15 protein-coding genes are annotated in these 21,582 nt (G+C 45.3%); 13 read left to right on the forward strand and 2 right to left on the reverse strand.

The window, feature by feature from the left end; all coding sequences use genetic code 11:
- Positions 1–27 precede the first annotated feature (27 nt).
- Together ASD40_RS15775 and ASD40_RS15780 are read left to right on the forward strand one after the other, a co-directional pair.
- Complete coding sequence (locus tag ASD40_RS15775; RefSeq protein ID WP_057304186.1) at positions 28–702, forward strand: TVP38/TMEM64 family protein; 675 nt, start codon at positions 28–30, stop codon at positions 700–702.
- A gap of 27 nt (positions 703–729) precedes the next feature.
- Complete coding sequence (locus ASD40_RS15780) at positions 730–1,416, forward strand: phosphatase PAP2 family protein (protein WP_057304187.1); 687 nt, start codon at positions 730–732, stop codon at positions 1,414–1,416.
- 587 nt (positions 1,417–2,003) lie between these two features.
- Here the strand turns inward: ASD40_RS15780 and ASD40_RS15785 are convergent.
- A complete protein-coding gene (locus ASD40_RS15785) occupies positions 2,004–4,004 on the reverse strand; it encodes a beta-galactosidase trimerization domain-containing protein (protein ID WP_057304188.1) in 2,001 nt (666 codons plus the stop codon).
- A gap of 139 nt (positions 4,005–4,143) precedes the next feature.
- A complete protein-coding gene (locus ASD40_RS15790; protein WP_057304189.1) occupies positions 4,144–5,028 on the reverse strand; it encodes an AraC family transcriptional regulator in 885 nt (294 codons plus the stop codon).
- 490 nt (positions 5,029–5,518) lie between these two features.
- Here ASD40_RS15790 and ASD40_RS15795 point away from each other — a divergent pair, with 490 nt between their 5' ends.
- From ASD40_RS15795 to ASD40_RS15845, 11 genes are all read left to right on the forward strand, one after another.
- The gene (locus tag ASD40_RS15795) at positions 5,519–6,826 is read left to right on the forward strand and encodes an ABC transporter substrate-binding protein (protein WP_057304190.1); all 1,308 of its coding nucleotides are present in this window, start codon (positions 5,519–5,521) and stop codon (positions 6,824–6,826) included.
- A gap of 88 nt (positions 6,827–6,914) precedes the next feature.
- On the forward strand, positions 6,915–7,799 hold the full coding sequence (locus ASD40_RS15800) for a carbohydrate ABC transporter permease (RefSeq protein ID WP_057304191.1): 885 nt from the start codon (positions 6,915–6,917) through the stop codon (positions 7,797–7,799).
- A gap of 18 nt (positions 7,800–7,817) precedes the next feature.
- Positions 7,818–8,645, forward strand: a complete 828-nt coding sequence (locus tag ASD40_RS15805) for a carbohydrate ABC transporter permease (protein ID WP_057304192.1) — start codon at positions 7,818–7,820, stop codon at positions 8,643–8,645.
- A 48-nt stretch (positions 8,646–8,693) separates the two neighbouring features.
- Positions 8,694–9,713 carry a LacI family DNA-binding transcriptional regulator gene (locus tag ASD40_RS15810; RefSeq protein WP_057304193.1) on the forward strand — a complete coding sequence of 340 codons (1,020 nt, stop codon included), beginning with the start codon at positions 8,694–8,696 and terminating at the stop codon, positions 9,711–9,713.
- Positions 9,714–9,785: 72 nt separating this feature from the next.
- Positions 9,786–10,739 (forward strand): carbohydrate kinase family protein, encoded by a 954-nt coding sequence (locus ASD40_RS15815; protein ID WP_057304194.1) that lies wholly within the window; start codon positions 9,786–9,788, stop codon positions 10,737–10,739.
- Between the two features lie 2 nt (positions 10,740–10,741).
- Positions 10,742–12,109 (forward strand): family 4 glycosyl hydrolase, encoded by a 1,368-nt coding sequence (locus tag ASD40_RS15820; RefSeq protein WP_057304195.1) that lies wholly within the window; start codon positions 10,742–10,744, stop codon positions 12,107–12,109.
- A complete protein-coding gene (locus ASD40_RS15825) occupies positions 12,109–13,389 on the forward strand; it encodes a glycoside hydrolase family 125 protein (RefSeq protein ID WP_057304196.1) in 1,281 nt (426 codons plus the stop codon). Before ASD40_RS15820 ends, ASD40_RS15825 begins: the two co-directional genes overlap by 1 nt.
- A 23-nt stretch (positions 13,390–13,412) precedes the next feature.
- Positions 13,413–16,451, forward strand: coding sequence for a glycoside hydrolase family 2 TIM barrel-domain containing protein (locus ASD40_RS15830; protein WP_327205288.1), 3,039 nt, complete (start codon positions 13,413–13,415; stop codon positions 16,449–16,451).
- Positions 16,452–16,507: 56 nt separating this feature from the next.
- Complete coding sequence (locus ASD40_RS15835) at positions 16,508–17,449, forward strand: aldo/keto reductase (protein WP_057304198.1); 942 nt, start codon at positions 16,508–16,510, stop codon at positions 17,447–17,449.
- Positions 17,446–18,201 carry a sugar phosphate isomerase/epimerase family protein gene (locus ASD40_RS15840; RefSeq protein ID WP_235549277.1) on the forward strand — a complete coding sequence of 252 codons (756 nt, stop codon included), beginning with the start codon at positions 17,446–17,448 and terminating at the stop codon, positions 18,199–18,201. The genes ASD40_RS15835 and ASD40_RS15840 overlap by 4 nt, the downstream gene beginning before the upstream one ends.
- A 25-nt stretch (positions 18,202–18,226) precedes the next feature.
- A complete protein-coding gene (locus tag ASD40_RS15845; protein ID WP_057304199.1) occupies positions 18,227–21,358 on the forward strand; it encodes an alpha-mannosidase in 3,132 nt (1,043 codons plus the stop codon).
- Positions 21,359–21,582 lie beyond the last annotated feature (224 nt).

The raw sequence follows: 21,582 nt of genomic DNA on the forward strand, positions 1-21,582 counted from the left end.
AAGAATACAGGGTAAAGGAGGGGAGCCATGGCGCGCTCGAAATCGCTCTGGTTACTATTATTATGGTTTTTAATCGCTGTTGCTGGTCTGCTCGTTTTGAAATGGACCGGTGTATGGGAGCGCTTGGATTTGGATTGGCTGACCGATTGGCTGCGAAACCTAGGTCCACTTGGTGGGCTGCTATATATTGTTGTTTATACGCTGCGTCCATTGGTGTTATTTCCGGCAACACCGTTGACTCTGTATGGAGGCTATGTGTTTGGTGCTTTCTGGGGGACTATCTATGATATGATTGGGGCTGGTGCCGGGGCGATGCTCTCTTTCTATATTACGCGAAAATGGGGCCGCAAGAGCTTTCAGCGGATTTTGCGAAATAAGAAGCTTCAGTCTTTCGATCAGAAGGCCGAGGAAAAAGGTTTTATGGTCGTCCTGTATATGCGGCTAATGCCTTTCTTTCCTTTTGATGGCGTCAGTTATGGGGCAGGACTTTCCAAAATTCGCTTCTGGGACTATACGTGGGGAACGCTGATTGGAATAATTCCAGGCGCCGTTGTTTATAACGTTTTTGGCGCATCACTGCAAGATATTGGTTCGGGTAAGTTTTATGCCGCAGTGGGAATGTACATCGCTTTTGCGTTAATACCGCTGCTTCTGAAAAAGACACAGGCACTAAGGACTCGCGACCGGGAAAATCGTACATAGAAGTTTAGTAGGGGGAGAACTTAAGTTATGCAGGAGAAATCGTTGTACAAAGATTTATTCTGGGGATTTGGAGCAGCCTGCGTGTTATTAATCGGTTTTGTTCTATTGTCTCAAAGCTTGTCATCTAGCTGGTTAAAGGAAATTGATGAGAGTATTGGTAGTACTGTACGTTCACTGAGGAGTGACGCTGTTACACCGATTGCTTTATTTTTTACTACAATGGGAAAAGCGATAACAGAATTCATTGTATTCGTTGTTGTAGCCCTGATCCTACTGATCAAATTTAAGCACAAATGGGAGACGCTTGTACTGCTCATTGGTGTATTGACAGCGTGGGGGTTGAATCAACTGTTTAAAGCTCTATTTCAGCGTGAGCGCCCTGTTGGAATGTGGTTAATAGAAGAAAATGGCTTCAGCTTTCCTAGTGGACATGCGATGGTGTCTAGCTTATTCTATGGATTGATCGGCTACTTATTGTGGGTCAATGTGCGTAGAATTTGGAAAGCTGCCTGGCTAATTCCGGTTGTTACTGTCGTTGTGGTTGTATGTATTGGGTTAAGCCGCATTTATCTTGGCGTTCATTATCCAAGCGATGTACTGGCAGGGTTTGCCGCTGGAGGCGCCGGACTCATTGGATGTATCATGGCGATTCATCGTATAAGAACGAGAAAGTTACGAAGCATACATAGATCGGAACAGCTGCGAGGCTTTTAGTATTAGATCGAGATTGGTAAAATAGAAAAGGGCCGTCAGGATTATCCTGGCGGCTTTTTTGGATTAGGGGATATGGCGAAAACACTATCTAGGGTAGTTAGTGAAATGGAGAATTAGAAAGGCAAGTTGTACAACGTACAACAATTTGGTCCTATATAGGCCATTTCGTAACAAATGGGTTCAAAATGTTGTACAAACTGCAACTTCAAGTTGCGAAATAGCCCTTTGGCTTGTGAATTGTTGTAGAAAATGCAACATTGGTAACCACAATACCCAAAACTAATCACAAAACGGATGAACGATTCCATATTACCATTTTAAGTCGTACCTACAAGTGGTGAGGAAGACATAATGAATGAATCGATGATCTATGCTGTACAACAATTTATCCTTTTTAAAGGCTATAGAGCTACTATTGGCTGGAATTTGTGTATTTTATGCAACAATTCGCGTGGAAACGCGGATTAGCTTGCCTATTGTTGTACAAAATGCAACTTTACAAGGATGAGCAGCGAATGTAAGTCTTAGCCACAGCTTGCTTTGCAAATGCGCTCTCGCTCTAGGAAGGCGAAGCCGTTTACTTTTATTTAGGTTTCAAAAAGAACCATCTGGTGACCAGTTAGATTAACAGAAACAGAAGTATAACCATCATCATCCGTCCTATGAGGTATCATCGTCATCTCAGGCAGCAGCATGACTTGTTTAACCTTCTCATCCAATTTGATCTGAACGGAGATATCCTTTAAAGTCAGCACATCTTCGATGACTTGGGTATCTCCCCGCAAGATGGGGACGGCATAGAGTAAATGCAGCACGTAATCTGTCCCATTGGATTGACGGGTCAAATTTACTTTCCCAGCCGAAGGAAGATCGGTTTTCACCGTTGGAGCCGAGATAAACTGTTTGACACATGCAAGGAATAAATCCCTATACAACTGCACGCCGTGCTTCCGATACAACCTAAATAGCGGTTGGGCGAGATAGATGATATTGCCGTGTTTAATAACTGCCGGATAATCCGCTTCTTCTTTGGCCGGAGCGTGAAGATGCGAACAGAAATGCCCGTACCTCCGGTTGAAATAAGGCCTGTAGCTTTGGGCCAATACCTCAGCTCTATCGACCCGAACTTTATAACCCGATTCATAATTGAGAAAAGGGGATCTCACAAGCGAACCTGTTAGTTGATCAGTAACAAGGGTGTAATCCACATCCCACTCTGATTTCCCATCGAACTCCACGCCTAGATCCAAGGCAAATTCGGGGCGATCCGACCGAAGCCCGCTTTCTGCGCTCATAATCAGATTTCCGCCGCCAGCTATATAATCTTCAAGTTTGCGCTGTAAGGCATCAGATACTCGTATACAGTCGGGTAGTACGATAATTCGATAGACGGAGAAGTCCACTGAGTCATCAATGATATCGAACAAATAGTGGCCCTCTTCAAGCATCATATAAGCACCCATATCGCTTGTTCGGCTATCTTCGGCATCCATTCGTGCATTGGCTGAAAGGATGGCAATTTCGGCTAGGCTAGTCGTATCCTTACACCATGGTTCTTTGGCCGCAATCCCATCGAAAGCTTCCCCAATAATCCGGTAGGTTTCTTCGTCCATTCGTCCATCAGGATGAAGCTGATCCCCAATACAGATTCTTGCTCCGAAGGCTAGCATCTGCTGGCATTCATACTTCAATGCGGCTGGATTTTTGAATCCGCCAAATTCTCCCCACGATTTGTGGAATTTCCCTGTCATTCCAAGATACTGGAAGTCTTGTTTGCGAATGTACCGAACCATGCTGGTGAAGTAATCATAACCCCAACCGCCTGTCGGCAGCGATTCGATGTCGTAATGCGAGTAGTAAGGGTAGTATTGTTTTTCACCCATTTTTTCCGTGCAGCAGTTATGATACAGTCTGGTTTCCGGGTTATGGGACCAGATTAGTTCGGATGTTTTCTGCAAGTAATTCAAATACACTTTTTTGGCCAATTGCTTACGGTGATCCGGGTTGTTTTCATCAAGACCCATTTCTTTGAGGCTGTCGCGGCAGAAAGAACAGACGCAAGGATATTCTCCGACGATATCGTAAAAGATTCCAACTGGCTGGAATCTCTCCATGACTTCCTTCGTGTAGTCCAGAAGATACTGTAAATACGGTGTATTCAGACATAGCATATGCCAACCGTCAAAGCCGGTCGAACGAGGCGCTTCTGGATCTGCTGATTTCGGTGGACCGTAAGGGTCATCACCTTCGGGGGCGATTGCCACCCAATCAGGATGCTCGCGGGCAGAAAGCTCGTTAAATCCTACGGTAATATAGATCGGAGCCTCGATGTCATTTTTGCTGCAAGCATCTAACATGCGCGGCAATAAATTCGTTTCCAAATGAGGGTGGGGCTTCCCGACTTTCGTGTCAAAATAACTCCAACCATGATGGCACATAGCGAAGACGTTGATGGTATCTACTTGAGCACTTTGCAAACAAGAGATGAATTGTTCTTCATCGAAATTGCTACCAACGCCAGTAATGTGCTCGGACGTATGAAAGTCCAGATGGACTTGGCGGTAACGAATAGATTTAAATGATTTCATAGATTCACATTCTTTCTAAGTGTATTGTTATTCTTTGTGAACCACCAATCTGGATGGAAACTCACATTTAGAATAACAAAAGCACTATGAGCTGTCTTTGAAGGAATGTATTACATTTGTACAAAACTATCCTAATCTTTTAATATCCCTCCCTTAAACGTTTGCGATAAGCGGAGGGTGACTCACCATAATTTTGCGTAAATAATCTCGAGAAGTAGTGGATGGAACCAAAACCTAGGTCTTCCGTGATGTCAGTGATAGACAGATTGGTCTCACGCAGAATCTTCTTGGCTCTCTCCAGCTTGCATTTAATCGCATAAGAATGAGGGCTCATGCCTATTTCCTGGATAAATAACTTATGCAAATAGGAAGTGCTAATCCCTAGTTGCGAAGCCCATTTCTCAATAGATATATTATGTTGAGGAAATTCCTTCATTTGCTTCATGATCAATTGCATTCTTCTGTCACTTTTAAGGGTAGGGTTCCGCCAAAGGTTCGCCAATTCTGAAACAAATTGCTCAAAGGCAGCCCTTCTAAAAAGTTTGGCATCTTGCTGTGTCTGCTCGATATTTTCGATGACATGAAGATATAATTCCATCCATCTCATCTGCTTGGGGGCGTGCACTTTGGTAGGAATCGCAGGCATATCCTGAAATACAACGTTAGGTGAGCACTCGGAAGGATCACAGATCTGGTCTCCGAAATGAAACAAAGACATATCTCCCACTCGAGGAATCGTGTTGATCCAATCAAAGTAAATCGAAGCATGGACCATCGGATGCTGGTGATCCGCATGAAAAGAGTGAGGCATGCCTGGCGGAATGTAAAATAGCTCTTCTCTGGCACAGGAATAAACGGTTGTTCCAATCGTTATTAAACCTTTACCTTCATAGATGTATACAAACGAATGCACGAACGATTTACGCGGACCAATTCGCTCATTTGGACGAAACGGAAAATAATCGGCTCGATATATTTGCGGAACAATGTCCGCTAGTTGTACCGTTTTCACTTCTAGCTTCATATATTTAGTGTCACCTCGATCACCTTAATATTTGTATAATACAATACTTTATGAATGAATGAGATTCATAGAGCGAAAATTTTAACCTTTGTAAATTTATGCCATTGTCAAAAGAAGATAATCGATTTATACTATGAACCAGAAGCACAGTAAACTTTCTGGTATCGATACCAGAAATCGCATTATTTATTCAGATACAATTAGTTTGGATATTTAGCGCTAAATCTGGTATCGATACCAGATTGTTGTAATCTTACACAGGAAGGTGGTTAGCCCCTGCGAACGTTTTGCCCATCATTCTGGTATCGATACCAGAAATAATTCTTAGACGAAATGTTTATGCTAAAGAATGCATATAGGGTGGTGCAAGCGCCATGAATAACGTGAAATAAGATGGCGTCGTATGTGTTTGGGGAAAGCTGAAATGAGCCTTGGAATTACAAATGTCTAATATGATTATCAAATTTCATTTAATCGGAGGAACAAGACTATGAAAATTAAAGCATTGTCCAGTGTGCCACTAGCTCTTAGTTTGATTCTTGTCGTTTCTGCCTGTGGTGACCAAAATAATACGAGTACTTCGACGCAAAAACCAACTACAACTAGTTCTAATCAAAATGAAAGCGCTTCTAACCAGAAGGTTTCGTTAACGATGTGGTATTGGAACGGTGCGATATCCGATTCAACGATTGAAGCCGCTAAGAAAAAATTCCCGAATATTGATTTGCAAGCACAGAAACTTCCGTCCGGGGGAGATTACGCAACCAAATTAAAAACAACAATATCAGGCGGAGGAAGCGGGCCGGACATCGTAGCGATGGATAGCTGGGTTACTTCCATGCTGCCTTACAAAGAAAAATTCGTGAATTTATACGATCAAGGCGCTAAGGACATTCAACCCCAGTATTTGGATTGGAAATGGAAAATGGCTGCGTCTGCAGACAATAAATATTTGATCGGCTTGCCGATCGATGTTGCTCCTCTTGTTATGTACTACCGCAAAGATTTGTTTGAGAAAGCGGGGGTGCCGAGCACGCCGGAAGCCATTAAGAGCGAAGTGAAGACGTGGGGCGATTATTTCAATCTTCAGCAGAAAGTGAAAGACGCAACAGGATCACAATTACTATCCATTGTGGATGTTTTCAGAAACATCATCGGCCAAAATAGCCAGGGCTATTTTACGGAAGATGGGAAATATATTGGAGATCAAGCACATATCAAAGGTGCTTGGGATATGGCTGTGAAAGCCTACCAATCTGGCTTAACGTATCCCAATGTTAGTGATGCAGAGAAAAATGCCGCAATGAACAATAGCAAAGTTTCTTCTTTCATCGGGGCATCATGGGCAGTTGGTGATTTGATTGGCGCAGCTCCTGACACGAAGGGGAAATGGCAGATTGCCTACCCGCCTGGTGGTGTGGGTAATCAAGGAGGATCATTCTTCGGATTGTTGAAATCGACGAAAAATCCGAAAGAAGCTTATGAAGTGATTAAATTCCTTACGAGCCCTGACAATCTGGTTGCTGGCTATAAGGAATTTGGTAACTATCCGTCTACGCCGGAAGTTTACACGAAACCCGATATGGTCAATAAAAATGAGTTCTTCGCAAACCAAGATCTGAGTCCGATATTCGCTGACGCGGCAAAAGATGTAAAAATCGCACCTGTCGATGCAAGAGACGATATGGTCGGTACTTCTTTGACGGATGAAATCGGTTTAATTGACACGCAGAAGAAAGACCCAGAAAAGGCTTGGAAAGATGCACAAGAAAAAATTAAAAGGCAGCTTTCACGCTAAGCCGTAATTGGTAAGAAAATGAATGAAATAATGGATTTAGGTGAGGAAGCTGGCTTCCTCGCCGCATCCAATTAGCGGAGGAATAGGCATGGCAGGTCTTTTTAAAGAAATTTATAAGAGCAGAACACTGTATCTATTTATTTCTCCATTTTATCTTTTGTTCCTGATCTTTTCGGTTTTTCCCATTTTGTTCTCGATGTACTTAGCCGTACATAAATGGGATGGGATTGGGGAAATGAAATATGTTGGATTCAAGAATTTTGATTATATGTTCCATGATCCGACTTTTTGGAAGGTGTTAGTCAACAATATTGCACTTTGGATATTGGGGAACGCCCCGCAGCTTCTGTGCGCATTGGTTGTCGCCTATATCATCAATTTATCCATCGTAAGATTCAAAGGTTTTTACAGAATTGCCTATTTTCTCCCGAATGTAACAGCTATGGTGGCTGTCGTCATTATCTTTCAGTCCTTGTTCGGCAACGAGTACGGGCTAATCAACTATTTGATGGAAAAAATCGGCCTTCATAAGATCGCATGGTTAAATTCTGAATTTGGAGCCAGAGTCGTTATTGCAGCCATGATTTCATGGAGATATATGGGGTATAATGCCGTCATTTATTTATCGGGCTTGCAAAGGATTCCCAAAGATCTATACGAAGCAGCTGAGCTGGACGGCGCTACCTTATTTCAAACTTTCACCAAAATTACGATACCCATGCTCAGACCTATCATCTTGTTCTCCGTGATGATGTCAACAATCGGCGGGTTTCAAATTTTCACGGAACCTCAAGTATTAGCTGGAAATCAACCGCCATACCCGGGTACCGATACGATCGTTCTCTATATGTTCCGGGAAGGTTTTAATTATCAGAATTATGGTTATGCAGCTGCGGTATCATGGGTGTTATTCATCATCATCGGCTTATTATCCGTCCTCAATTGGAAGTTTTTCAACAGATCGGATGATTGATAAAAAGGAGAATACAAGATGACTGTTGAAGTGTTGACCAAAAAGATAATCGTAAATACTTTATTGATGATCGGTGTCGCGATCTCTATATTTCCATTTTACTGGCTTATCGTCATGTCCACGAATGAGACCAGTGCGATGTTTGCTTTTCCTCCGAAGTTAACGTTCGGAACTAATTTTATGAATAACTTTCATCATGTATTGGAGAAAAGCAATTTTGTTCGTGCCTTCTTCAACACGGTTTTCATTGCATTGATTAGCTGCACGCTTCAATTGTTTTTCAATTCATTGACTGGATTTGCGTTTGCCAAGTTTAAGTTCCCAGGTTCTAAATTGCTGTTTTTTGCCATGATGGCCACGATGATGATTCCTGCGCAAATGCTGCTCGTTCCGCAATTCATCATCATTAAGGAGTTCGGGTGGCTGGGAAGCTATAAAGCCTTGATTATCCCGGGCATGGCAAGTGCATTCGGAATTTTCTGGATCAGGCAATATGCGCTAGCGATTCATGATGATTTGCTCGAGGCAGCGAGAATCGATGGCTGTAATAAATTTGGACTTTATTGGCATGTTGCTTTGCCGATTCTTAGACCTGCGCTTGCCTTTCTCGCTATCACGACGTTTATGGGCGTATGGGAAGATTACTTGTGGCCATTGATCGTATTGACGAACACATCCAAATTCACGTTAATGTTGGCCTTACAGCAATTAAAATCGGCTCATACAGCAGACTATTCCATGGTCATGACTGGAGCTCTTATGGCTACCCTTCCATTGATTATCTTCTTCCTCATTGTGAGCAGACAATTCATCGCTGGGATCACAGAGGGTGCAGTTAAAAGCTAAGATATTCGTTGGAAGAGAACTAGTTTTAGAGAAGGTAGGGTGACAAGGTTGGCTCCGAAGATTAAGGATGTCGCCAAACAAGCGGGCGTTTCCGTGACTACGGTTTCGCGGGTGCTTAATGGAGAGAAGTATGTAAAGGACGATCTAAAAGCTAGAGTGAAGAGAGCTATTGACGAGCTCGGCTACGCGCCTAGTCATATCGCAAGGAGTCTGGTACGGAAAAAGACGAACCTCATCGGTGTCATTGTCCCAGACCTTACGTCAAGCTTTTACTCCACCATTCTAAGCAGTATTGAAGAAACAGCGAGTCTTAATGAGTACAATCTTCTGGTGTGTAACATTATTGAGGATACCGATAAAGAGTTCAAATATTTAAACGTATTTAATGAAATGCGTGTAGACGGCATTATCATTATGCACGAAAAATTGAATGATGAAATCCGAGCATTTTTGAATAAGCTGGATATTCCAATTATTTTCTCAAGTGTAAGGCCATCGGATCAAACGTTCCTTTCTGTGATTATTGATGATTATGCGGCAGCCTTCGATGCAACCAATTATTTGATAGAGCTTGGACATCAACGAATTGGGTTTATTGGGGGCGACATGAGAGACGTGACCTCCGGCCAAAATCGCTACATCGGTTACCGCGGTGCTCTATCCGAGCGCAACATCCCAATCGTAGATGAATTCATTCGGTTCGGTGATTATAAAATACAAAGCGGATACAATCTCATGAAAGAGATTCTAGCTTGCAGTACCCATCCAACCGCTATATTTGCGGTGAGTGACGATATGGCTGTAGGGGCTATGAATTGCGTTCATGACCATCAGTTGAAAGTTCCGGACGACATTTCGATCATTGGATTCGATGGAAGCCAACTGACGGAGTTGGTTCGTCCACAGTTATCCTCGATGGAGCAGCCTATTCAGGATATGGGGAAAGTTACGGTGGAAACGCTGCTTGGTTTGATTACAGGGGATGCGGAAACGCCGAAGGAAGATATCATTTTGAAACACAAGCTAGTTGTCCGTAATAGCTGTGGTCCTTATCAGGAAGACAAATAAGCATAGAAAAACATAGATATAGAGAAGCGTAAAAGCATAAATATTTATCTGGATTGAGAGAGGGAGAGTATATTGAAAAAATTTGATGCGGTGGTCATCGGTGACGCCAATATAGATCTTGTTGTGGCAGGACTTAATCAAATTCCTCAGCCTGGTCAGGAGATTTTCGTTGATAATATGACGATGCATGTTGGCGGGGGAGCGGCTTTGTTCGCGATTTCACTCGCTAAGCTCGGGCTTCATGTAGCTTTTAACGGTGTTCTGGGGGATGATGGAAACGGCCATTATGTTCGAGAGCAATTCGGTCAATATGGTATCGATACCAGCTTGATTGCAACGAGTAAAACGAGTAACACCGGTATCACGATTGCGATTAATCCCGAGACGGATCGGTCTTTTATCACATATGGGGGATCCAATATGGAGCTTCAAATAAGGGATTTGGACTTGTCGCAATTCGCTCAAGGGAAACATGTCCACGTGACCGGATATAGAGGAAGACGCAACCACGAAGAATTCATAGCGATGGCCAAAGGATTGAAGGAGATGGGGCTAACCCTTTCTTGCGATGTAGGCTGGGATGATTCCGGCGAGTGGTTTAAGGGTGTTTTCGATTTAATGGCTTATTTTGATGTGTTTCTAATGAACGAAACGGAAGCTTTTCATTACACAGGCTTCGATCATATAGAAGAAAGCTTACGCTTTATGGCTAGCTATTCCAATCATATTGTGGTTAAACTCGGTCCAAAAGGGGCCGTAGCCATGAAGGAAGGCCGGATCACGTACCACTCGGCATTTCCAGCCGAGACTGTAGATACAACTGGCGCAGGGGATTCCTTTAACGCTGGTTATATCTATGGACATTTGACGGGTCAAAATGTGGAAACCTGCTTGCAGTACGGAAATGTTTGCGGAGCGCTATCTGTCGGAGCTCATGGCGGCAGCACGGGTACACCGGACAAGGATGGGCTTGAGGCCTTTATCCTTCAATTCGGAGATCACATCAAAGAACGTATGGAGGCGTAATTATGAAATTGACCTTAATTGGAGGCGGCGGGGTTCGTGCCGTGTTATTTACAAAAAGCTTAACGTTAAAAGCCGAAGATGCCGGGATTACTAAGCTTGTTCTTCATGATACGGATGCGGAGCAGCTTACTGTTATTTCGAAATTATGCCAGATCGTAATCGACCGCAGCGGAATTAACCTTCAGCTGGAGACGACAACAGATAGCCGCGAAGCGATTAAGGGTGCGGACTACATTGTAACTACGGTACGTGTAGGTAAGGAATGGTCACGGTATATTGATGAGCAGATCGCTCTAAAGCATGGCGTGATAGGTCAAGAAACAACTGGACCAGCAGGCTTCTCGATGGCGATTCGGACGATTCCAGTTCTCATGGAATATTGCGAGATTGCTAAAGAGCTTGCACCCCAGGCCTGGATCTTTAACTTCTCGAACCCGTCTGGACTCGTTACGCAAGCCTTACGAAATGCGGGCTACGATAAGGTGATCGGGATCTGTGATTCGCCAAGCCATACGAAGCTGCGAATGGCGGAAGCGTTAGAGATCGATCCGAAGGAGCTTGAAGTTGAATTTTTTGGGCTTAACCATTTGTCATGGATGACTAAAGTGATTTACCAAGGCAAAGACATTATGGCGGAGCTTAAGAATGATCCTGATTTTACAAGTCGGGTGGATGAATTCAAAATGTTCGACACCGATTTGCTGAAATCACTTCCTTTTCTGCCGAATGAATATTTGTACTATTATTACCACCGTGAAAAGGCTTTCGCCAATATCGTTAAATCAGGTATGACGCGCGGCCAGATGATCGCAGAGAATAATAAGGAAATGCTGGATATCTTACGTAAGATGGATATTGAGAGCAACCCGGATGAAGCTATTCAAACCTATTTGTACTATACGCAAAAAAGGGAAGCTTCTTATATGGCGATTGAAACCAACTCGGAGTCGAAGCCTGTTCTACCGACAGATAAGCTGGAGCTGCCTAACTCACTTGGCTATGCAGGTGTCATGCTGGATTTTGTGGAGTCGTTGCAAACGGGAGAGACCAACAACATCGTTTTATCTGTACCGAATGAAGGCAGCATCGAAGGTTTCGCGGATGATGACGTCGTCGAAATTTCTTGCATAATCACGAAAGACGGGGCAAAGCCAGTTCATATCGGTTCCGTGCCGGAGGAAATGAGCTTGCTAATGAAAAATGTGAAGCTGTTTGAGCGTCTGACCGTTGAGGCTGTCAAACATAAATCGCGTGATCTAGCCATTCAGGCACTCACTGTTCATCCGCTTGTTAATTCCTATTCCATTGCTAAGCTGCTTGTCGATGATTATTTGGAAGCCTATAAGGATATTCTGGGGGATTGGAAATAATGACCTTGCCTAATTCTGTCACTTCCTTGCTTGAAGAAGCGGAGATTAAGCTTGCTGGGCATCCGAAGCTGCTCGCCATGTTCAAGAACTGCTATCCGAATACACTTGAAACGACGACCAAACTAATGAACGACAATACCGCATTTGTATTCACCGGGGATATCCCGGCGATGTGGTTAAGGGATTCCAGTGCGCAGGTGAGGCATTATCTACCGCTTACGGCCGGAGACAAAGAACTGCAGGAAATAGTAGCGGGCTTGATTCGCAGGCAAATCGCTTATATTCATATCGATCCTTATGCGAATGCGTTTAATGAGGAAGCGAACGATAATAGGTACGATCAGGATCTGACCGAGCTGAATCCGTGGATTTGGGAACGCAAATACGAAATCGATTCGCTCTGTTACCCAATCCAACTGTCATACTTGTTTTGGAAGGCGACCGGACGGACGGATATGTTCGATGATTCCTTCCGGTCAGCGGTTCACACGATTATCTCGCTATGGAAAACCGAACAAAGACATGCCGAACAATCTCCTTACCGATTCGCCCGCATAGATTGTCCGCCAAGTGATACATTGCGTAATAATCGGATGGGAATGCCCGTAAATTATACAGGGATGACTTGGTCCGGATTTCGGCCAAGCGATGATGCTTGTACGTTCGGCTACTTGATTCCAGCCAATATGTTTGCAGTCGTGGTGCTCCGTTATATGGAGGAAATTGCCCAGCTTGTATGGGAAGATCAGGAGTGCGTACAGCTTGCGGCGGAGCTTCGAGAAGAGATAGACTTTGGCATTCAAACCTACGGCACTTATCTTCATCCCAAGTACGGGAAGATTTATGCCTATGAAACAGACGGATTCGGCAATTACAACCTGATGGATGACGCTAATGTTCCCAGTTTGCTGTCGATTCCTTATTTGGGTTACACGACCTCTGACGATCCAGTCTATCAGAATACGCGTAGATTTGTGCTAAGTAGTGATAACCCATACCGCTTTGAGGGGAAATATGCCAAAGGCATTGGGAGCCCGCATACGCCAAAAGGGTATATCTGGCCGATCAGTCTGGCGATGCAGGCTCTTACCTCAGAAGATGAAACCGAAGTAAGAGAGCTTCTGGAGATACTGCTGCGGACGGATGCGGATACGGGGTACATGCATGAAGGGTTCGATCCGAATTCCCCGACCGATTATACGCGCCCATGGTTTGCTTGGGCAAACAGTTTATTCGGCGAGTTGATCCACCGTTTGATGGTAAAGGGTTACTTTAATTAAAAGATGTCTTTACGAAGGAGAGAGTGGTCACTTTGATTCACATCAATCGATATTGGGAAGACTTAAGCGTTTTGCAGGTGAACAGGGAGACTCCCCGAGCCCATTACATCCCTCATGCGGATGCGGGATCGGCGAAATCCGGAAAACGTGCGCGTTCCCATTTTTATCAGACATTGAACGGAAGCTGGAAATTCCAATATCATCGCAGTGTTAGGGAGGTAGAAGAAGCTTTCTACGAGGAATCGGCTAATGTCAGCGCCTGGGATGAATTAATCGTTCCTTCTTGCTGGCAGGTGAATGGCTATGATCAGCTTCAATACACCAATATCAATTATCCTTTTCCTTGCGATCCCCCTTATGTACCGGATAACAACCCGGCTGGGCTGTATGTGAGAGAATTCAACGTTTCGGGTCACTGGGACAAGAAGGATAAATATATCGTCTTTGAAGGGGTTAATTCATGTTTTTACCTCTGGGTAAACGGCAAGTTTGCCGGTTACAGCCAAGGCAGCCGGGTACCTGCGGAATTCAACGTATCTTCTTTGCTCCGCGAAGGTAAAAACCGCATTGCTGTCATGGTGCTGAAATGGTGTGACGGTTCTTATCTGGAAGACCAAGATGCATGGCGGTATACCGGAATCTTCCGGGATGTGTATTTGCTTGCGCGCGATGCTGTCCATGTTCGAGATGTGTTCAATAAACAAACGTTCGAAGACGGTTTCCGGAAGGCAATTCTTCTTACAGAGCTTCAGACGACGGGTTCTCTTACAGTCAGAGCTGAATTGAAAGACGCACAAGGTAACATCGTGGGTACGGACGAAGCCGCTGTCGACGGAAAAGGCACGCTCCGCTTCGAGGTGACGGATCCGGTCTTGTGGAATGCCGAGAAACCGAATCTGTACCAACTCTATGTTCACAGTTGTAATGAGGTGCTTCAATTTCCAGTCGGATTCAGGCAAATTACAATTGCGGACGGCGTTTTCCAGATCAATGGACAGGCGGTCAAGCTAAAAGGCGTCAATCGCCACGATTCCCATCCTGAGCTAGGACAGACGATTCCGCTGAATCATATGATCAAAGACCTCGTTCTAATGAAGAAACATAATATCAACACGATCCGTACTTCGCATTATCCGAACGATTCCCGATTTATGGATCTGTGCGACGAGTACGGTTTCTATGTTATTGATGAAGCTGACTTGGAATGCCATGGAATGGGGACGGCCAGCGAGGAATGGGATGATGTGAATATCCATCTGCTTTCTCAGAAACCTGAATGGGAAGCTTCGTTTCTAGATCGAGCTATTCGTATGGTAGAACGAGATAAAAATCATCCATCCATCGTGATGTGGTCCATGGGCAACGAGTCTGGTTACGATGTTAACCATATCGCGATGGCTGAATGGACCAAATCTCGTGATGCGTCCATACCGATTCATTATGAAGGTGCTGCTTCGAGTCAAGCTAATCCCGACGTAGAGAGTCTCGATATGGTAAGCCGGATGTATGCTTCTGTGCAAGAAATTGAAGCTTATGCCCGGGACGAGAAACAGAAGAAGCCGCTGTTCCTATGCGAGTATAGCCATGCAATGGGGAACGGTCCAGGCGATTTGAAGGACTACTGGGATGCCATTTACAAATATCCGAAGCTCATGGGCGGCTGCGTGTGGGAGTGGTGCGATCACGGCATCAAGACGGAGACGAGTGACGGTACGTCTTTCTTCGCTTATGGTGGCGATTTCGGAGATAAGCCTAACGACGGGAATTTCTGTATCGATGGCCTGATTACGCCGGATAGGAAAGCGCATACGGGGCTGCTGGAGCTCAAGAAGGTGATCGCGCCCATTCGCATCGAAGCGGTGGATTTGCGAAAAGGTACGATCACAGTGACGAACCTTTACGACTTCATCGATTTATCTCATTTGGGGTTTCATTGGAAGGTAGAAATGGACGGACAGATTGTCCAGCAGGGACAACTGGGGTCTATTGAAGCCACACCGCATGGTCATCAAATTGTGACAATACCTTATGAATTGCAAGAAACATCAACGGGAACCTATATGCTTACCTTATCCTGTTGGTTGAAGGAACAGACGAGTTGGGCGGAAGCCGGTTACGAAATCACATTTGAACAGTTTGAATTACCTGTGTTGCAGGTGAAAGAATCAGGTGACAGCTTACGGCAGATGTCTCCTCTTCAAGCTTATCAGGAGGGAGACATTCTGAAGATCGAAGGCTTTGATTTCTGTCATACGTTTGATTTGTACAGCGGAACGATTCAGAAGATTTCCAAGCAGGGAGTGAATATGCTCCAAGCTCCGGCCCTATTCACTATCTGGCGAGCTCCAACGGATAATGACATGCACGTGAAGGAAAGATGGATGAATGCAGGTTATGACCGGACAGCAATGAAAACATACCGCTGTGAATGGACGGAAATTGACGGAACGTCTGTTGAAATCAAGAGCGATTTCTCCCTCGGCGGAGATAGCCGGTTTACCATACTTCATGGAGAAGCGATATGGAGAGTAGATGGAACTGGCGAGATTTCAGTCAAGCTGAAAGTAAAAGTGGGAGAAAAGCAGGTCTATCTCCCGCGTTTTGGTCTTCAGCTTACGATGCCTCAAGGTATGGAGGAAGTGGAATATTTAGGCTTCGGACCGCATGAGAGCTATATCGACAAGCGTCAAAGCGTGAAAAGAGGCAGATACCTGATGACGGTCGATGAGATGTTTGAAAATTACATCATGCCTCAGGAAAATGGGTCCAGGTATGGAACAGAGTGGGCTATTGTTTCCAATGAGCAAGGGATGGGGATCAAGTTTGCCTCTCCAGAAGATTTCTCTTTGAATGTGGCCCATTTTACGCCAGAGGATTTGACAAGAGCGGCTCATAACTACGAGCTTGCGAAGAGGAAGGAAACGATCGTCCATCTGGATTACAAGATGAGCGGGGTGGGATCCAATTCTTGTGGACCGGAGCTTCTTGAGTCATACCGTCTTAAAGAAAAAGAATTCACGTTTGAACTCCGTTTGATGCCGGTGTTTAAAGAGGATGAATAGAACGGCAGCCGTACTCACTTTACTTGGTCGGTCAAATGTTTGAAGGAGGCTTCAGGATGAGATATATGAATATCAAGGGCGTAGACAAACCCATTTCCCGGTTGTTCATGGGAACGGGAGATTTGAGGAAATTGGAAGAGCCAGAACGGATGATGCTGGATGCTTACATTCGCGCTGGCGGCAATGCCTTCGATACTGCTCATCAATATCGGGGAAAAGAACTGGTTCTCGGTCAATGGCTTGCGGAGCAGAAGAATCGGGAAAAGGTGGTCATTCTAACAAAGGGTGCTCATCATGATGACGGCAGTCCCGGTCCACGGGTAAATCCGGAAGCGATCCGCAAGGATTTAACGGAGAGTCTGGAACGGCTAGGAACGGAGTATGTCGATCTATATGCGCTGCACCGGGACGATCCGAGCGTGTCTGTTGGACCGATCATCGAAGAGCTGAATGTGCACCTTGAGGCCAAGCGAATCCGGGCAATTGGAGCATCTAACTGGTCACATAAGCGAATCCAGGAAGCGAACGAGTACGCGGTTGCCCATAAACTCATAGGTTTTTCATTCAGCAGTCCGAATCTTAGTCTTGCTAAGCCTAATGAACCCCGCTGGGAGGGCTGCGTTTCGGCTGATGAGGAAACTTGCGGTTGGCATTCGGCCAATCAGCTGCCATTATTGGCATGGTCCGCCCAGGCTGGCGGATTTTTCTCAGGCAATTTCACACCAGACAATCGTGCGGATGAGGAAATGGTACGCGTGTACTACAGCGAAAACAACTGGGAACGCTATCGTCGTGCCGCGAAGTTGGCAGAAGAAAAGCAAGTTTCACCGATTCAAATTGCCTTATCATACGTTCTTAATCAGTCATTCCCGACCTGTGCAATCATTGGGCCTCGAAACCCTGAGGAGCTAGATTCCTCTATACAAGCTATGAATCTGCCTTTAACTGAGCAAGAGGTCGAATGGTTAGATTTGAAAAGGGAGGAGATGGCGGAATGATCAAACATAAATTGGCTGCGCAATTATATACCTTGAGAAATGAATTGAAAAAAGATTTCCCAAGCGTGCTGAGAGAACTGAAAAAGATGGGATGGGCGGCCGTCCAAATCGATGGATTACATGGAAACCCGCCGAAAGATATTGCTGCGGTAATGAAGGAAGTCGGCTTGCAAACGGCTGGTATGCATGTCGGTTTGGAGCGATTGAAGAACGATATGGACGCTGTGTTGGAGGAGGCTCGCCTTTTCGATACGAAGGATCTGATCTGTCACTCCCTACCGGATGGGCTGCAGAATCCAGAAGGATATGCTAGTGTGCGTCGCGATTTGCAGCAGGCCGCTTCCAAAGTCAGTGGCTTGGGATACCGCGTAGGTTATCATAATCACGATTTTGAATTTCATACGACAATCGACGGTAAATTTGCTTTGGAATATTTGCTTGAAGATCCGGCTATTTATGCGGAGATTGACACCTATTGGGTAAAAAAAGCGGATCAAGATCCGCTGTCCTTCATCCAAAATTATGCTTTTCGTATGCCCATCCTCCATTTGAAGGATATTACTGCAGACGAAAGAAAATATTTCGCTGAAATCGGAACTGGATTGATTGATTTCGCACCTATCCTGAAGTGGGGATTGCAAAATGGGGTAGAATGGTTCGCTGTTGAGCAAGATTATTGCCCGGGAAACCCGATGGATAGTCTTGCGTTAAGTTATGCCAATTTGATAGAGCTAGAGAAATTGATTCATTGAAATCGATAGGAGGAGAGATTGCGATATGTTTTTTACAGAATCGAAGCTGGAAGCGAGACTGCGCGAATTAAGCGAAACCCGGTATCGCGATGCGGTGCCTTTGGAGCGATTTTCAGCTACGGAAGACGAGGATGGAACGATCGGAGCAAGGCCGCCAGCCACAGAGCCTACATTTGAACTGAAGACTGGTGAGACTTGGAAAGGGCGCGACCGCTACGTGTGGCTATCGCGCACGATGGATATTCCAAAGGAATGGGCGGACAAAACCATATTGGGGCGCTTCGATTTCGGTGAAACGGGCGGAGGCAACAATGACGGATTCGAATCCTTATTATATTGGAACGGTTCCCCTTTTCAAGGCGTTGATTCGAACCATCAAGAAGTATTTTTGCCAGAAGAAGCGGCAGGAACGAAGGGGCGGATGGATATCCGCCTGTGGTCAGGACTCGAAGGAGGCGGAAAACCGCGCGAGAAGAAGCATACGGTGAATCGCGCTGAAATCTGCTGGCTGGATGAGCGAGTTGACGATTTCTACTACACAGGACGCGCTGTGCTGGAAACAATCCGCAGTCTGGATGTTAACCATCCTGAACGCACGCAGTTAGTTAAAGCACTCGATCGTTCCTTTAGGCTAGTTGATTGGTCGAATCCACTTTCGGACGCTTACTATGAATCCGTTTATAGTTCCCGGGAACTGCTGCACAAGGAATTAAATCAGATGGAGAAGAAGCATCCAGTTACGGTTACTGCTATTGGGCATACCCATATTGATGTGGCTTGGTTGTGGAGACTTAAGCATACTCGGGAGAAATGTGCACGCTCGTTCTCAACCGTGCTGCGCCTAATGGAACGATTCCCGGACTATGTATTTTTGCAGACGCAGCCTCAACTATACGCCTATATCAAGCAAGATTATCCTGATATTTATGAGCAAATCCTTGAGCGTGTACGTGAAGGGCGATGGGAAGTTGGCGGAGGCATGTGGTTGGAAGCAGATTGCAACTTAACCTCCGGGGAATCACTGGTGAGACAATTTTTACACGGAACCCGATTCATACGTGAAGAATTCGGAGTGGAAAGCACCTATTTATGGCTTCCTGACGTATTCGGGTACAGCTGGGCGCTGCCGCAAATATTGCGGAAATCTGGTTTCGATACGTTCATGACGACTAAAATCAGCTGGAACCAGTTCAATCGTATGCCTCACGATACCTTCAAATGGCGGGGAATTGATGGCTCCGAAGTGCTGACACATTTCATTACCACACCTGGCGATTGGGAAGAGGCTAACTCGTTCTTCTATACGTACAACGGCGAGGTAACGCCGATGACAGTCAAAGGTACTTGGGATGCCTACCGAGATAAAGAAGTGAATCAAGAGCTTCTGCTTTCTTACGGTTATGGGGATGGCGGCGGCGGTGTCAATCGAGAGATGCTGGAGATGCGCCGTCGTTTGGAAGACATGCCTGGCCTGCCACAAGTGAAAACAGGGCGGGCAGACGAATACTTCGAGCGGTTACATGAAACAGTTGAAGCAACCGATCGTTATGTGCATACATGGGACGGTGAGCTGTATCTTGAATACCATCGCGGGACTTATACAAGCCAAGCGTATATCAAACGAATGAATCGTAAGCTGGAGCTACTATATCGCGAAACGGAATATGTCAGCGCTTTGGCTGCTTTGTTGAAATCCGATTGGAGCGTTTATCCACAGGAGATGCTTAACAAGGGTTGGACCATTATATTGCGTAATCAATTCCATGATATTATTCCAGGTTCTTCGATTACAGAGGTCTACGAGGACAGTCGTGAGGAATATGCAGAAGCTATGTCTATAGGGACATCCGCGTGGAATGAAGCTGCTGCGCAAATTGGAACCCAACAGGAAAAAGGTGCGGTCACGGTTCTGAACAGCGCTTCATGGGAGCGCAGTGATCTTGTTGTCATTCCTGGGGAAAAAGCTGCGATTGGCAGCGTTTGGACAGATCGGGAAGGCCGCCAATTGAAATCGCAATACACGGATGGCCGCTGGTTTGTCGACATGCCTCAGGTTCCGTCTTTAGGTATGACGACGATTCACTTTAATGATAAATCTCAAACAAATGAGGCTGAGGAGATGCCTTTCCAACTGGAAGGACGCTCGTTAAAAACGCCTCATTATGAAATCGAATGGAACGAATCCGGTCAATTGGTTCGCGTATTCGACCTAGATCATCACCGGAATGTGCTTACGGCAAACTCGCGAGGCAACGTTCTGCAGGTGTTTGAAGATAAGCCAATTGATTTCGACGCTTGGGATATCGATATTTTCTACCAAGAAAAAATGCGCGAAATCACCGATCTGGTATCAGTTGAGCTCGTTGAAGAGGGACCACTAGCAGCAACCGTTGCATTCAAATGGAACTTTGCGAAGTCTACGATCTCACAGTCGATGACTGTTTATGCAGGCAGCCGACGCATTGATTTCCGCACCCATATCGACTGGCAGGAACGTCAGCAGCTGTTGAAGGTTGCATTCCCGGTAGACGTGCGTTCTACGGAGGCTACTTACGATATCCAGTTCGGGAACGTCAAACGTCCAACGCATTGGAATACAAGCTGGGATTGGGCGCGTTTTGAATCTGTCGGGCACCAATGGGCGGACTTGTCTGAACGTGGATACGGCGTAAGCTTGCTTAATGATTGTAAGTATGGCTACGACATTAAGGATAACGTCATGCGTTTATCACTAATTAAATCCGCGATTCATCCGGACCCGACAGCTGATCTTGGAGAACATTCCTTTGTGTATGCTCTTCTCCCGCATGCGGGGGATTGGTATGCAGGCGGCACGGTACAGGAAGCATGGGCGCTTAATAATCCGCTGACGAGTTACGTTGGCGTTCCAGCTCAAGGTACACTTTCCATGTTCGAATTCTCTGCTCCAAATGTGATGGCGGATGCGATCAAAAAAGCAGAGGACGGAGAGAGACTGGTGCTGCGGATCCATGAGTTTGCAGGAGTCCGAACACATGTGGATATCAAGAGTGATTTTAAAATTCGATCGCTGCAGGAATGTGATTTGATGGAGCGCCCAATCGGTGACGTGGAGGCAGCCAATATTGAGCTGAAGCCTTATGAAATTAAAACATTTCTTGTTAGTCTTGAAGTTTAATTGTGAAGTCTAGATTCACACGTATTAATGAACCTAGCGGTGATTTTCCGCTAGGTTTTTCGTTTATTCGGGTATGCTTCCTCATAGCTGGTAGGCGCAACTCCCTAGTAGACAACAAAATTTCAATTTTAAGGTCATTCACAGCTTGGTGAAGGTAGATGAGCTAAGGAGGTTACCAATGTTGTAATTTTTGCAACAATTCACATGCATAAAGGCTATTTTGC

The sequence above is a fragment of the Paenibacillus sp. Root444D2 genome (genome assembly GCF_001426375.1).
Taxonomy (GTDB): Bacteria; Bacillota; Bacilli; order Paenibacillales; family NBRC-103111; genus Paenibacillus_E.